General features: G+C 68.2%; 12 protein-coding genes. 6 read left to right on the forward strand and 6 right to left on the reverse strand.

Features of this window, described 5'->3' with window-relative positions; all coding sequences use genetic code 11:
• Positions 1–85: 85 nt before the first annotated feature.
• The 3 genes from IAE58_RS10695 to IAE58_RS10705 form a co-directional block, all read right to left on the reverse strand.
• On the reverse strand, positions 86–1,093 hold the full coding sequence (locus IAE58_RS10695) for a cyclase family protein (RefSeq protein ID WP_199933687.1): 1,008 nt from the start codon (positions 1,091–1,093) through the stop codon (positions 86–88).
• Entirely contained in the window at positions 1,090–1,779 is a 690-nt protein-coding gene (locus IAE58_RS10700) for a DsbA family protein (RefSeq protein WP_199933686.1), read from the reverse strand. The genes IAE58_RS10695 and IAE58_RS10700 overlap by 4 nt, the downstream gene beginning before the upstream one ends.
• Positions 1,780–1,871: 92 nt before the next feature.
• Positions 1,872–2,777 (reverse strand): LysR family transcriptional regulator, encoded by a 906-nt coding sequence (locus tag IAE58_RS10705; protein ID WP_199933685.1) that lies wholly within the window; start codon positions 2,775–2,777, stop codon positions 1,872–1,874.
• A gap of 152 nt (positions 2,778–2,929) precedes the next feature.
• On the opposite strand from IAE58_RS10705, the gene IAE58_RS10710 reads away from it, so the two are divergent.
• Positions 2,930–3,808, forward strand: a complete 879-nt coding sequence (locus tag IAE58_RS10710; RefSeq protein ID WP_233614901.1) for a sterol desaturase family protein — start codon at positions 2,930–2,932, stop codon at positions 3,806–3,808.
• Positions 3,809–3,817: 9 nt separating this feature from the next.
• On the opposite strand, the gene IAE58_RS10715 is transcribed toward IAE58_RS10710, so the two are convergent.
• Both IAE58_RS10715 and IAE58_RS10720 read right to left on the reverse strand, forming a co-directional pair.
• Entirely contained in the window at positions 3,818–4,522 is a 705-nt protein-coding gene (locus tag IAE58_RS10715; RefSeq protein WP_199933695.1) for a helix-turn-helix domain-containing protein, read from the reverse strand.
• Between the two features lie 222 nt (positions 4,523–4,744).
• Positions 4,745–5,179: a glyoxalase gene (locus IAE58_RS10720; protein ID WP_108753345.1), complete on the reverse strand. Its 435-nt coding sequence runs from the start codon at positions 5,177–5,179 to the stop codon at positions 4,745–4,747.
• Positions 5,180–5,513: 334 nt separating this feature from the next.
• Between IAE58_RS10720 and IAE58_RS10725 the strand changes: the two genes are divergently transcribed.
• On the forward strand, positions 5,514–8,309 hold the full coding sequence (locus IAE58_RS10725) for a glycoside hydrolase family 3 C-terminal domain-containing protein (RefSeq protein WP_199933683.1): 2,796 nt from the start codon (positions 5,514–5,516) through the stop codon (positions 8,307–8,309).
• A 15-nt stretch (positions 8,310–8,324) separates the two neighbouring features.
• On the forward strand, positions 8,325–8,897 hold the full coding sequence (locus tag IAE58_RS10730; RefSeq protein WP_199933682.1) for a hypothetical protein: 573 nt from the start codon (positions 8,325–8,327) through the stop codon (positions 8,895–8,897).
• A 43-nt stretch (positions 8,898–8,940) separates the two neighbouring features.
• On the opposite strand, the gene IAE58_RS10735 is transcribed toward IAE58_RS10730, so the two are convergent.
• A complete protein-coding gene (locus tag IAE58_RS10735) occupies positions 8,941–9,834 on the reverse strand; it encodes a LysR family transcriptional regulator (RefSeq protein ID WP_199933681.1) in 894 nt (297 codons plus the stop codon).
• Positions 9,835–9,939: 105 nt separating this feature from the next.
• Here IAE58_RS10735 and IAE58_RS10740 point away from each other — a divergent pair, with 105 nt between their 5' ends.
• The 3 genes from IAE58_RS10740 (at position 9,940) to IAE58_RS10750 (ending at position 13,793) form a co-directional block, all read left to right on the forward strand.
• Positions 9,940–11,298: an MFS transporter gene (locus tag IAE58_RS10740; protein WP_199933680.1), complete on the forward strand. Its 1,359-nt coding sequence runs from the start codon at positions 9,940–9,942 to the stop codon at positions 11,296–11,298.
• Entirely contained in the window at positions 11,298–11,684 is a 387-nt protein-coding gene (locus IAE58_RS10745) for a DUF4440 domain-containing protein (protein ID WP_199933679.1), read from the forward strand. Before IAE58_RS10740 ends, IAE58_RS10745 begins: the two co-directional genes overlap by 1 nt.
• 198 nt (positions 11,685–11,882) lie before the next feature.
• Entirely contained in the window at positions 11,883–13,793 is a 1,911-nt protein-coding gene (locus IAE58_RS10750) for a CocE/NonD family hydrolase (protein WP_199933678.1), read from the forward strand.
• Positions 13,794–13,861 lie beyond the last annotated feature (68 nt).

Genomic DNA, 13,861 nt, shown 5'->3' on the forward strand with positions numbered 1-13,861 from the left:
GCGCTACCGGGCGCGTGGATGGGAGAACGGTGCCGACCAAGGTCGGCACCTACCCGGCATGGGACGCCCGGCGCTACCCGGCGCGTTACCGGCGTACCGGCAGGGCTACCGGACGCAGCGGGGCGGCGTCGCCGCCGCGGATCTTCAGCGGGCCGCCGATGAAGGCGAACTCGTAGACCTGGTCACGGGCCAGTTCGTCCAGCACCACCAGTTCGATGATCGGCGCACCCTGCTGGGCCAGCAGGTAGGTGTGCAGCGGCACGTAATCATCGGACACCTCCGAGGGGAAGGTCTCGAAGCTGAGGTTGTCGGCGCCGACGATCATCGCGCCACTGTCTTCCACCAGGAAACGGGCCGCGTCCAGGCCCATGCCCGGCGGTTTGGCCATGTAGGCGCGGGGCTGTTCGAACAGGCGCATGCGACCAGTGCGGATCAGCACCACGTCGCCCTGCTGCAGGGTGACGTGCTGGCGTGTCAGCGCATCCTTCAGGTCCTGGCGGGTAACGCGGTAGCTGTCCGGCAGCATGTCCACGCCCTTGGCGCCGGCCACGTCGATCAGCACGCCACGGGCGATCAGCGGCGGGAATTTCTCGATGCCGGTGACCTTCCAGCCACGGTCGCCGAGGTGTTCATCGGCCTCGAAGCCATTCCAGATCTTTCCGTGGATGCCGAAGTGGTTCAGCGCATCGATATGGGTGCCGGTGTGGCTGTACATCGAAAACGCGGTGCCGGTGTAGCTGCGGATGAGGTTCATGGCCTGGCCCACGCCCATCGGGTCGTCCACCACGGTGCCGCGCGGGGTATGGGTCATCCAGAACTGGTAGTGCGGGTCGCCGGCGTCCTGCCAGCTGGGCATGCCCACGTAGTATTCGGTGGCCAGGTCGTAGGCCTTGCCGCCGCTGACCCGCGACAGGATGGCGGCACGCGAGGCGTCGGTGATCAGGTTGAGGCGACCGATCTCGTCCTTCGGCCCCCAGGGGCTTGTGCCGACCTGCTGGCCGGAAGGAACGTGTTCGTGTGCGGACACGGCGGTGGATGCAGCAGTGCTGGCCAGCAGCAGGGCCAGTGCGCTGGCCAGGGTACGTGGGGTCATGGGGTTTCTCCTTGCAGGGTGGGGAAGGGCGCGGCGGCGGCCGCGACCAGGGGCGCCAGGGCCTGGCGCAGCTGTGGCAGCGGCAGGGTCTGCAGGCGCAGGCCGTGGCCGCCGATGACGGTGGGAATGGAACGGATGCCGAGGGCGGCGGCTTCGGCGCGGTCGGCCTGTACGCGCTGGCGCACGGTGTCGCTGCGCACGTGGTCAGCGAAGACGCCGCGCCGGTGGCCCAGCGATTCGGCGATGTCCAGCAGGACGTCGGCATCACCGATGTTGCGGTGCTGGTGCAGGTGCGCCCACTGCACCGCATCGAACATCGCGCCATGGGCATCGTTGCCGCCGAGCACGCCGGCGGCCTGGCAGGCCAGTGCGCCCAGCCAGCCGGAGGGATATTCGAACGTCTGCGCGCGCATGCCGTCGATGTCGATGCGCGCAGTGTCTTCATGCGCCGCGCAGTCGGCCCAGTGGCGCAGGATGGTGTCCTTGGCGCGCGGCATGGAACCGAAGACGTCGATCATCCGGGCGCGCGAGTCCTGCAGCACGAAGCTGCGGTGGCGCACCTGGATGCCCAGTTCGGCCGAAACCTGCTGCAGGCGCGGGGCCAGCACGAAGCACCAGCCGCAGACCACATCGTGGAAGAAATCGACCACCGGCGCGGCGGTGGTGGGAGAGGGAGCGGAAGACATCTGCCTGCCATCGGTGAGAGGGGAGGCGGCAGCGTAGGCAGCGCGGCGTGGCCGAAACAGCGGGTTTCGGGCAGCTCAGTTTTCGCTGGCGGTTACGAATCCAGTCCCGCGCAGCCGGGCAGTTCGGCGTGCAGGAAATCGATGAAGGCCCGCACCTTGGGTTGCAGGTGGCGCGCGGTGGGGTAGATCGCATGCACAAAGCGCGGTGGATAGCGGTGGTCGGCCAGCACCTGCTGCAAATCGCCGCGTGCCAGCGCGGGCGCGGCCAGGAAGGAGGGCAGGGCGCCGATGCCCAGGCCCGCCAGCAGCAGGTCGCGCAGCAGCAGGCTGTTGTTGGCGGTCACCCGTGCCGGCAGGGTGATCGTGACCTGGCCATCGGGGCCCAGCAGCGGCCAGCTGCCCGGTGAATCGGACAGGCTGTAGGCCAGCACGCTATGCGCATGCAGATCCTGCACGGTGTGCGGCGCGGGGTGCTGCTGCAGGTAGGACGGTGCCGCGCACAACACCTGCTGCAGCGAGGCCAGCCGCCGCGCCACCAGGCGTGAATCGTCCAGCTCGGCGCGCAGCCGCAGCGACACATCGAAGCCTTCGCCCACCGCGTCGAGCAGGCGGTCTTCCATCACCAGGTCCAGCGACAGGTGCGGATGCTGCTGCAGGAAGCGCGGCAGCAGCGGCGACAACGTGCTCAGCGCGAAGGACTGCGGTGCGTTCACCCGCAGGCGCCCGGCAACCTCGCCACGCTGTTCGGCGATGCCGCGTTCCAGCGCGTCCAGTTCGTCCAGCAGGCGACAGCACTCGCGGTAATAGGCGTGGCCGGTTTCGGTCAGGCTCATGCGCCGCGTGGTCCGCTGCAGCAGCACCACGCCCAGGTGCGCTTCCAGCGTGCGCAGTTGTTTGCTCAAGCCGGCCGCTGACAGGCCCAGGTCTTCGGCCGCGCGGGCCAGGCCGCCGCGTTCGACGATGCGACGGAAGGTGCGCATCAGGTTGAAGGAATCCATGCCAGCCCCGGCGCGAAGAGGGCGCCATTGTAGATCCACGCCATGCGTGGATGGCGGAACCGGTTCGGCTTGCGCGGTTTGTTCAAGCCGGCAGGCCTGGTGCCAGGCCAGCATGCAGGCCCCTCACTCCCGAGTTGCCCATGAAGTACTGGATGCTCCGCCTGTATGCGCCGTTGTTCCTGTCTGGATTCGTTGCCGCTGCCGTGGTCTGGGCTGGCCATCGGCAGGGTGACCCGCTGTGGCTGCTGGCCCTGCTGGCGGTAGCCATTGCTGTTTCATTCGCCGCCGAACGCGCCTGGCCGTATGACCCCGCGTTCAATCAGGCGCAGGGCGACCGGCTGCGCGACAGCCTGCATGCGCTGGTCAACGAAGGCCTGAACCTGTTGTCGATCGCGGCGGTGCCTGTGCTGGCGGCGGTGATTCCGTGGCAGCTGTGGCCGGTGCAGTGGCCGTTTGCGGTGCAGGTGCTGCTGGCGATCGTTGCCGCCGATCTGGGCATCACCCTGGTGCACTACGCCAGCCATCGCATCGGATGGCTGTGGCGGCTGCATGCGGTGCATCACAGCGTGACCCGCATGTACGGCTTCAACGGCCTGATGAAGCATCCGCTGCACCAGGCCGCCGAAGCGCTGGGCGGCGTGCTGCCGCTGCTGGTGCTGGGCCTGCCGATGCCGGTGGCGGCGGTACTGGCCTTCGCCATCGCCATCCAGTTGCTGCTGCAGCATTCCAACGTGGACATGCGACCGGGCGTGCTGGGCCGGGTGATGGCATGGGCGCCGCTACATCGCTTCCACCACGTGCGCTACGGCACCGCGGGCGATGTCAACTTCGGGCTGTTCCTGACTGTCTGGGATCACCTGCTCGGCACCGCCTTCGATGCGCCGGGTTACCGGTTGCGCGCGCGTGACCTGGGCATCGGCAGCCAGCCCGACTATCCGCGTCACTATGCCGGACAACTGCTGGCGCCGTTCCGCGACCTGCCCCATGGGCAGGTGCCCACGCTGCCCGACGGCCTGCGCAGGCGTGGCTGAGCGCTGCCCTCAGGCGGCCTGCAGCTGCAGACCCTGCAGCTGCGCGGCGCCGATGCCGAACATGCGCCGCACGCTGCGCGAGAGATGGGCCAGATCGGCGAAGCCGGCCGCGTGCGCACTGTCGGTCAGACTGTGGCCGAGCAGATGATGCGCCAGGGCGCTGCGCAGCCGCTGCCAAAGCACCCAGCCGCGCAGGGTCACGGCCAGGTCGGACTGGAAGCGGCGATGCAGCTGGCTGGTGGACAGGTGCGCCGCTGCTGCAATTGCCGCCGCCGGAACCGGGCCCGGCAAGTGCCGGGCAATCTGGGCCAGCGCGGCCTGCACGCGACGGTCCAGCGGCTGCGCGCGGCCCAGCCGGGGCAGGTGCGCGCGCAGGGCGCTGATCGTGGCCGGCAGCGCATGCAGCTGTTGCTGGATCTGTGCGGGATCGGCATGGGCCGGTTCCAGGAACAGCGTGCAGCCGTCCGCGGGCGCGGCGAGGATGGCATGCGGCACAAAAGACGGCAGCCACAGGCGCTGGCCGTGCTGTGCCACGCCATCGATCTCGACATGCCAGGCACTGGTTTCGCTCAGCAGCAGCTGGTGGGCGTAGTGCGCGTGCGTGCCGCTGTCACCGGCATGGCCCTGCAGCACCGCCACGTGTGCGTGCAGCAGCAAGGTGCCGTTCCAGGGCCGGGCAGGTGAGGACATGCAGCGATTGTAGATCCACGCGATGCGTGGATGGATTACCCACGCATCCACGCATGGCGTGGGTCTACCGGGCACTGTGGTGTGCGGGGTGTGAGCCGCATGGATGCGGCGACCAAGCCTCCACGGATGGATTCACGGCGTCCCCGCACACCCACAGTGCCCCGCCATTGCACGGAATGCGGCATTTGATCTTGCTGTTGCGTTTGCCGTTGTCTCTGCGGGTGCCGGGCGCCGCCCGGCCGCCCGTCAGCGCCCGTGTGGGTCTGGCCGGTGGTGCACGTACTCGACCACGGTGCCATCGGGATGTACGGCGTTGAATGCCGCGCCGGTGGGTACCACCTGCAGCGGGAAGATGATCTGCGCGCCGGCTGCGACCAATCTGTCGTGATAGGGCCGCACGTCATCGACCAGCAGGGTGCCGGTGGTGGAGGTGAACGGCGCCAGTGCGGTGTCATTGCCTTCGATCAGCAGGAAGGCACCGACCATGGCCAGGCGCAGCCCGGCATCGGGGAAGGGGAAGCCCGCGTCGGCCACCACGCCCTGCAGTTGTTCGTAGAAGGCCACCCGTGCTTCCAGTTCTCCGGGGGCGACGAACACGCGGATCAGCACGCGTGGGCTGCGCTGGCTGGAGGTATCACAGCGGTCGCGCCAGAGATGGTCGAAGTCGCGGTGCAGGGTCATGGGCAACGCTCGGGGCCGGGAATTCCATTATCGGCAGCACCACACGCTGCGCTGATGACCAGCGGTGATGGCCTGATAACCACCGTGCGCGCGGGCGCCTGTGACTTAGGTCCTGTTGACAGCGATCAACGCCCTCGCACAATCTTCACATGATGGGTCGTCGTGTGCGGCCCGGGCAGGCAGGTTGTCACGCCGGGAGGAGGGTCCCGCGCGCAGACCGGCCCGTCCTTTGGCCTGCAGGTGTTGCCCGGCAACGCTTGCGCGGCATGACGCTGCACCCTTCGGCGGCACTTTCCCTGGACCGATTGCCTTGGCAACGGAATTACGCCTGCCGATGAAAACGTTTACAAAGCCGCTTGCCCTGTCCCTTGCCCTGTCTGCCGCATTGGCCGCCCCGGCCTGGGCCGACCCGGCCGCCTTCACCGTGCTGACCCTGGACCAAGCGCCTGCGCCGGACGCGATGCCGGCCCTGGCGGCGCAGCTGAAGACCCTGCAGGTGGACGCGGTGAGCGTGCGCCAGGTGCAGCGCGGTATCGGCCAGGTCGATCCGTTGCAGCTGCTGGCCGATGGCCTGGGCTACGACTACCGCTTCATTGCCGCCGGCCAGGACGATGGCCAGACCCAGCGCGGCCAGGCCGTGCTGACCCGCTTGCCGATTGCCGCGGAAAGCGGCCCGGACCAGCCGGGCCTGAACTACCTTCGCCTGGATGACGGCCGCCACACCGTGGCCGTCTACACCGACGCCGGTGCCGGCGCCGCGCAGTTGCCGGCGCTGGTGTCGCGTTCGCGGCTGGGCGCACCGGCGCTGCTGCTGGGCGCGGTGGCCAGTGAATCGGCCAAGGCAGCCGGTTTCGATCCCTCGCGCGTGGCCCTGGAAGCCGATGCCAGCTACTTCAGCGATGGTTTCCAGGCGGCCAGCAGCGCACCGTTCAAGGTCGATGGCAATGGCCTGCAGGCCACCCTGCTGACCCTGGCCTACGCGGCCGACAAGGGCGGTGAGCGCCCGTGGATGGACGCCAGCCTGAACGCCGATGCGCGCGCTGCGCTGCTGCTGAAGGCGATGACCGAGGACGAGAAGTTCCAGATGCTGCACAGCTACTTCGGGCTGGGCAAGGATGGCGGTCCGCTGCCGGAAGGGGCGGTGGGTTCGGCCGGTTTCGTGCCGGCGGTGCCACGCCTGGGCATTCCGGCGCAGCAGTCGGCCGATGCCGGCGTGGGCGTGACCAATCCGGGTGGCATCCGTCCGGGCGATTTCGCCACGGCCATGCCGTCGGGCCCGTCCACCGCCTCCAGCTGGAACCGCGAAGTCGCCTTCGCCGGTGGCGCGACCATGGGCCGTGAAGCCTGGCAGCAGCGCTTCAACATCCTGCTTTCGGGCAGCGTGAACCTGCAGCGTGACCCGCGCAACGGCCGCAATTTCGAATACGCCGGTGAAGATCCGCTGCTGGCCGGTTCGATGGTGGGCGCGCTGATCCAGGGCGTGCAGAGCCAGCACGTGATTTCGTCGATGAAGCACTTCGCGCTGAACGATATGGAGACCCGCCGCAACTTCCACGACGTGCGCATCGGCGAACAGGCCATGCACGAATCGGACCTGCTGGCCTTCGAGATCGCACTGGAAGCTGGCCGCCCGGGCGTGGCGATGTGCTCGTACAACAAGATCAACGGCACCTACGGCTGCGAGAACGGCTACCTGATGAACCAGGTGCTGAAGCAGGAGTGGAAGTTCCCCGGTTTCGTGATGTCCGACTGGGGCGGCGTGCACAGTGGTTCGAAGGCGGCGCTGGCCGGCCTGGACCAGCAGTCGGCCGGTGAAGTGTTCGATGCGGCGGTGTTCTTCGATGAGCCGCTGCGCCTGGCCGTGCACGGCGGCGTGGTGCCGCAGGCGCGCCTGAACGACATGGTGGCGCGCATCCTGCGCACGATGTTCCTGCACGGCAACTTCGACAACCCGCCGCAGCACCAGAAGGTGGATGCCGAAGCCGGCTTCGCCGTGGCCCAGCGCACGGTGGAAGAAGGCAGCGTGCTGCTGCGCAATGAAGGCAACCTGCTGCCGCTGGCCGACAGCGTGAAGCGCATCGTCATCATTGGTGGCCATGCCGACAAGGGCGTGATCGGTGGCGGTGGTTCGTCGATGGTGGGCGTGACCGCCAAGGGCACCAATGCGGTGCCGGGCGTGCTGCCCACCACCTGGCCGGGCCCGGTGATGTTCCACCCGTCCTCGCCGCTGGAATCGCTGCGTGCAGCTCGCCCGGACGCGACCATCGAATATGTGGACGGCAGCAACGCTGCTGCGGCGGCCAAGGCTGCCGCGCAGGCGGACGTGGCCATCGTGTTCGCCACCCAGTGGGCGGCCGAGTCGGTCGACCTGCCGGACATGAAGCTGCCTGACAACCAGGATGCGCTGATCTCAGCAGTGGCCAAGGCCAACCCGAAGACCGTGCTGGTGCTGGAAACCAATGGCCCGGTGCGCACGCCGTGGCTGGCGCAGGTGCCGGCCATGCTGCAGGCCTGGTACCCGGGCATCCGTGGTGGCGAAGGCATTGCCGCGCTGCTGACCGGCCAGGTGAACCCGTCCGGCCGCCTGCCGGTGACCTGGGTGGTGGACGAATCGCAGCTGCCGCGCCCGCACGTGGATGGCCTCGGCTTCAAGCCGGCCAAGCCGTTCGGCGATGTGTTCGATTTCGATATCGAAGGCGCCAACGTGGGCTACAAGTGGATGGCCGCCAAGGGCCTGACCCCGACCTTTGCCTTCGGTCATGGCTTGTCCTACACCTCGTTTGCCTATGACAACCTGAAGGTGAGCGTGGAAGGCTCGCGCCTGGTCGCCAGCGTCGACATCCGCAACACCGGCAAGCGCGCCGGTGCCGACGTGGCCCAGCTGTACCTGAAGCTGCCGGCCGGCAGCACCACGCCGATCCGCCTGATCGGCTACGACAAGGTGAGCCTGCAGCCGGGCGAACAGCGCCGTATCCGCATCGAAGCCGAGCCGAAGACGCTGGCGCATTACGATGCGCAGGCCCGCCAGTGGAAGATCGACGGCGGCACCTATCAGGTGCAGCTGTCGCGCAACGCGGCCGAACCGCTGCAGACGGTGGACGTGCAGCTGGTGGAGCAGGTGCTGCGCTGATCCAGCGGGTTGTTGATGTTTGAAGGAACGGCCCCGAAAGGGGCCGTTCCTTTTTGTGGGCTGCCGCTGCACTCGCCGGGCATGGCCCGGCGGACGATGGAACAGCAGGCGCCGGGGCGGATAGTCATGTCGCTTCTGCCACTGGAGGTCAACTGCCGGTCAGCCAATACTGGAAGGCTGGCGCAGGAGGGCCAGCGAATGATCGCGAGCGCATGGGAATTCAAGCAGTTGTGTGAAAGCGAGTCGGATGCATCATCTGCCTGGCAGCAGGCCGAGGATCAGACGTGGATCGATATCCTTGCGGTTTACCCCGAGTTGGCGCGCTGCGTCGCCGGGAATAAAACAATTCCTGAGTTCATTATCGAACAGCTGGCTAGCAGCGAAAACGTCGACGTTCGTTGGAGCATCGCGTGCAAACGCCGGCTGAGTGAGGGGGTTATGTCCCGTTTGGCGCAGGATGCCGATGCAACCGTGCGGCATCGCATCGTTTGCAACCCCAAAGTAACCCCGCGGATTCTGGAGTTGCTTTCTGTCGACCCGGACAAGATGGTGGCGGCCTCAGCGAAGCGAAGGCTGCAGTCCAGGTGATATCGCCCACGTCGTGCATGCGTGGAGATAGAGATAAGTATCCTCAGCCAAACCAACCGCGCAGGAAATCGATCAGGTGGCGGACTTTCGGCGAGGGCTGCGTGCTGTGCGGGTAGACGGCGTAGACGCTCTGCTGCGGGAAGCGGTGCTGGCGCAGCACCGGCCGCAGGCGGTCGTGGGCCAGGTCGTCCTCGATCAGCCAGCGCGGCAGCGCGGTGACGCCTGCGCCGGCCAGGGCGAAGGCGCGCAGGCTGCTGACGCCGTCCACGCGCACCACGGCATTGCCCGGATTGGTGGCAAACATCGCGTCGCTGCCGTCCGGCGCCACCACCGGCACATCGGCCAGGCGCGGATAGCCGAGCCGGGGCAGGGTGCCCAGCTGCACCGGGTCATCGGCCGCATCGGCAGAGGGCAGGCGCGCCAGCAGCGACGGTGCGGCCACCGCGCACAGCGGGTGCCGCTCCAGTTCGCTGGCATGCAGGCCTGAATCCGGCAGGCGACCAAGGCGGATCGCCACGTCGAAACGTTCGGGAATCAGGTCGGCCGGTGCCGGCGACGTGGACAGATGCAGCTGCAGCGCCGGATGCCGCGCGCGGAATGCCTCCAGCGCCGGGATCAACCGCAGCTGCGCGTACTCCGGTGTGGTGGTCAGGCGCAGCGTGCCCTGCAGCTGGTGCTGGTCGCGGCGCGCGGCATCGATGGCTGCCTGTGCCGCGTCCAGCGCCTGCACGCAATGCTGCAGGAACTGTTCGCCGGCTTCGGTCAGGGCCAGGTGGCGGGTACTGCGCAGCAGCAGGGTCACGCCCAGTTCCTGCTCCAGCCGCTTCAGGTTGAAGCTGACCACTGCGCGGCTGAGGCCGAGGCGGTCGGCGGCCGCGGTAAGACTGCCGGCGTCGACAACGGCGCGAAAGATGTCGAAGCGGTCCAGGCTGACCATGGCGAATCATTGTCAAAACAGATTTGACAGTGTTGCAGCAGATGTCGTGTTTTTCCAGCAAGCGTCGAAAGGCATGCTGGCTGCTTCCCTGCTGGAGCGCCGCCGATGCCGTCCCCCCGCCTGCGCCATGAGGCGATCTTCCTGCTGGTGTTCGCCCTGGACCTGGTCAACATGTTCATCGCCACGGTGGCCTACCCAGCGCTGGCGGCCGAGCTGCATGCGGATGTTGGAACGCTGGCCTGGGTCGGCACGGCCTACATGCTGGGCCTGAGCGTGGTCATCCCGCTGGCGCCGTGGCTGGCCGCGCGCTGTGGCGAGCGACGCCTGCTGCTGGTGGCACTGCTGCTGTTCGCCTTGGCGGCGGCCTTGGCCGGTGCGGCGCCGGGCATCGGCTGGCTGCTGGGCTGGCGGCTGCTGCAGGGCCTGGCCGGTGGCCTGCTGATCCCGGTCGCCCAGGCCTCGGCCTATCGGCAGTGCACCCCTGACCAGCGCGGTGCGCTGACCCGCCGGATCCTGCTGGTGGCGCTGCTGGTGCCGGCACTGGCACCGGCGCTGGGTGGGCTGCTGGTGCAGTGGCTGTCCTGGCGCGGCGTGCTGTGGGCCAGCCTGCCGCTGGCGCTGGCGGCGATGGGCCTGGTGCTGGCGTGGATGCCGGCCGACGGTGAACGCACGGCACCCCGGCTGCAGGGCTATGCGCTGGCCACGGCGATGAGCGCGCTGGGCGTGCTGCTGCTGGCGCTGACCTGGCTGGGCGAACCCGGCCACCGGAGTGCCGGTGCGGTGCTGTTGCTGCTGGCGCTGGTGCTGGCGACCGCCCACCTCCGGCACGCGCGCCGGCAGGCACAGCCGCTGCTGCGCTGGTCGCTGCTGTCCCATCGCGGGCTGCGGCTGGCGATGCTGGTCTACCTGGCCGTGCCGGGCGTGTTCATCGGCAGCCAGCTGGCCAGCACGCTGCAGCTGCACCAGGCCGGGTTCAGTGCTGCACGCATCGGTGCGCTGATGCTGCCTTGGGCGCTGGCGTCGGCCGTGGCGATCACCGGCAGCCGGCGGCTGCTGGCGCGTTTCGGGCCGGGCGCAGTACTGCGTGTCGGCATGCTGTTGCAGGCCAGTGGCCTGCTGCTGATGGCCCTGCTGGCGCAGCCTTCGTTCGCGCTGGCGGCGCTGCTGTTCGCGCTGATGGGGGCGGGCGGCAGCCTGTGCAGCAGCACCGCGCAGACGCTGGCCTTCACTGGCGTTGACGCGGATGCGCTGGGTGACGCCAGTGCGCTGTGGAACCTCAACCGCCAGCTCAGTTTTTGCCTCGGCACGGCAGCCATTGCGCTGGTGCTGGCGCTGGCCCTGCAATGGCTGCCAGCGCGTGCCACGGGCGCGGCGCTGGGCATGGCCGCTGTCCTGACCCTGCTGCCGATGCTGCTGTTGCGCCGCACGCAGTCACTGACCCTCATGCACTCGGAGAATGCCTGATGCAACACACCGCCGAAGATGAAATCCACGTACTGCATGACGCGCTGCAGGCTTGGTTCAGTGCCGAGGCTGGCGCCGATGCGTTGGACGAACTGATGGCGCACTTCTGCGCAGACTTCAGCATGGTCGGCATCGCCGGGCGGCGACTGGACCGGGATGCGGTGCAGGCGCTGTTCGTGGGCGGGCACGGTGCGCGCCCCGGTCTGGAGATCGCCATTGAGGACGTGCAGAGGATCGAAGCGCCCGCACCCCTGGCGGTGCTGCGGTATCGCGAAGGGCATGCGGTGGCTGGCGGAGCGCTGGCCTGGCGGGAATCGTTGGCGGTGCTGCGGCAGGACGCGGGGAGCTGGCGCTGGTTGGCGCTGCACGAGGTCCCCGCGGGCTGATGGATCCGCCGGGCACGGCCCGGCGCTACCGAAGGTCGCGGGAACGGGCAGCGCCGGGCCATGCCCGGCGAGCGCAGCGGCCGCCGGTCGCACATGTGCCATCAGTCGTGCCCCGGACACCACAGAACGCAAAGCCGGCGCACACTTCGGCGCGGTGGGCAGGAGTACGCTGGAACCTTTCCTGCCGAGGGGTCATGCATGCATGTGCGTGCCGTTGCTGTAGCCATCGCCCTGTGCCTGTCCAGCAGCGTGCTGGCCGCCGATACCCCGCCAATGACTCCGGACATCAGTGGCAAGCCGTTCGTTGCACCGGATATCGGCCGCGACTACGACAAGCGCGTGGTGATGGTGCCGATGCGCGACGGCACCCGCCTGTACACCGTGATCGTGGTGCCCAAGGGCGCCCACAACGCGCCGATCCTGCTGACCCGCACCCCCTACGATGCTGCCGGCCGCGCCAACCGCAGCGATTCGCCGCGCATGCGCGACCTGCTGCCGCAGGGCGACGAGGTGTTCGTCGACGGCGGCTACATCCGCGTGTTCCAGGACATCCGCGGCAAGTACGGTTCCGAAGGCGATTACGTGATGACCCGGCCGCTGCGCGGCCCGTTGAACAACACCAAGGTCGACCACGCCACAGATGCCTGGGACACCATCGACTGGCTGGTCAAGCACGTGCCGGAAAGCAACGGCAAGGTCGGCATGCTCGGCTCGTCCTACGAAGGCTTCACCGTGGTGATGGCGCTGACCAACCCGCACCCCGCGCTGAAGGTGGCCGCGCCACAGAGCCCGATGGTCGATGGCTGGATGGGCGATGACTGGCTGAACTACGGTGCCTTCCGCCAGGTCAACTTCAACTACTTCGCCATGCAGACCGAAAAGCGCGGCAAGGGCACGCCGCTGCCCAGCCTGGGCTACGACGACTACAGCACCTTCCTGCGCATCGGCTCGGCCGGCGACTACGCGCGTTTCACCGGCGTGGACCAGCTGACCTGGTGGAAGAAGCTGGTGCAGCACCCGGCCTACGATGCGTTCTGGCAGGGCCAGGCGCTGGATGCGGTGATGGCCAACACCCCCTTGAAGGTGCCCACGATGTGGCTGCAGGGCCTGTGGGACCAGGAAGACATGTGGGGCGCCAACCATGCCTACCAAGCCATGGAAGGGCGCGATACCGGCAACACCCACAACTACCTGGTGATGGGCCCGTGGCGGCACAGCCAGGTGAACTACAGCGGCAGCGAACTGGGCGCCCTGAAATTCGACGGCGATACCGCCCTGCAGTTCCGCCGCGATGTGCTCAAGCCGTTCTTCGACCAGTACCTGGTGGACGGCGCGGCGAAGGCGGACACGCCGCCGGTGCTGGTCTACAACACCGGTGAAAACCACTGGGACCGCCTGCAGGGCTGGCCGCGCAGCTGCGAAAATGACTGCACGGCGGCCAGCAAGCCGTTGTACCTGCGTGCCGGCGGCAAGCTGGCCTTCCAGGCGCCGGCGGCAGGCGAGGGTGATTATGAGGAGTATGTGTCCGACCCGTCCAAGCCGGTGCCGTTCGTGCCGCGCCCGGTGCGCTTCGCCGACCGTGACATGTGGACCACCTGGCTGGTGAAGGACCAGCGCTTCGTGGATGGTCGGCCCGATGTGCTGACCTTCATCACCGAACCCTTGAGTGAGCCGCTGCGCATTGGCGGTGCGCCGGTGGTGCACCTGCAGGCGTCCACCAGTGGCACCGACAGCGACTGGGTGGTGAAGCTGATCGATGTGTATCCGGATCAGGAAGCATCGACGCCGGAGATGGGTGGCTACGAACTTCCGGTGTCGCTGGCGATCTTCCGCGGCCGCTACCGCGAAAGCTTCAGCGAGGCCAAGCCGCTGGCCGCCAACCAGGTGCTGCCGTACCGCTTCGACCTGCCCAATGCCAACCACACCTTCCAGAAGGGGCACCGGGTGATGGTGCAGGTGCAGTCCAGCCTGTTCCCGCTGTATGACCGCAACCCGCAGACCTACGTGCCGAACATCTACCTGGCCAAGCCGGGCGATTACCAGAAGGCCACGCAGCGGGTCTGGCACAGCGCCGCGCAGGCCAGTTACATCGATCTGCCGGTGTATTGAGGAGGGGGCGGGGTGACGCCGGGGGGGGGGGCCCCCGCGCCCCGCGATGGGACGGGGGGGGAGGCGCG

The organism is Stenotrophomonas sp. S49 (assembly GCF_016624905.1).
In the GTDB taxonomy this organism is placed as follows: Bacteria; Pseudomonadota; Gammaproteobacteria; order Xanthomonadales; family Xanthomonadaceae; genus Stenotrophomonas.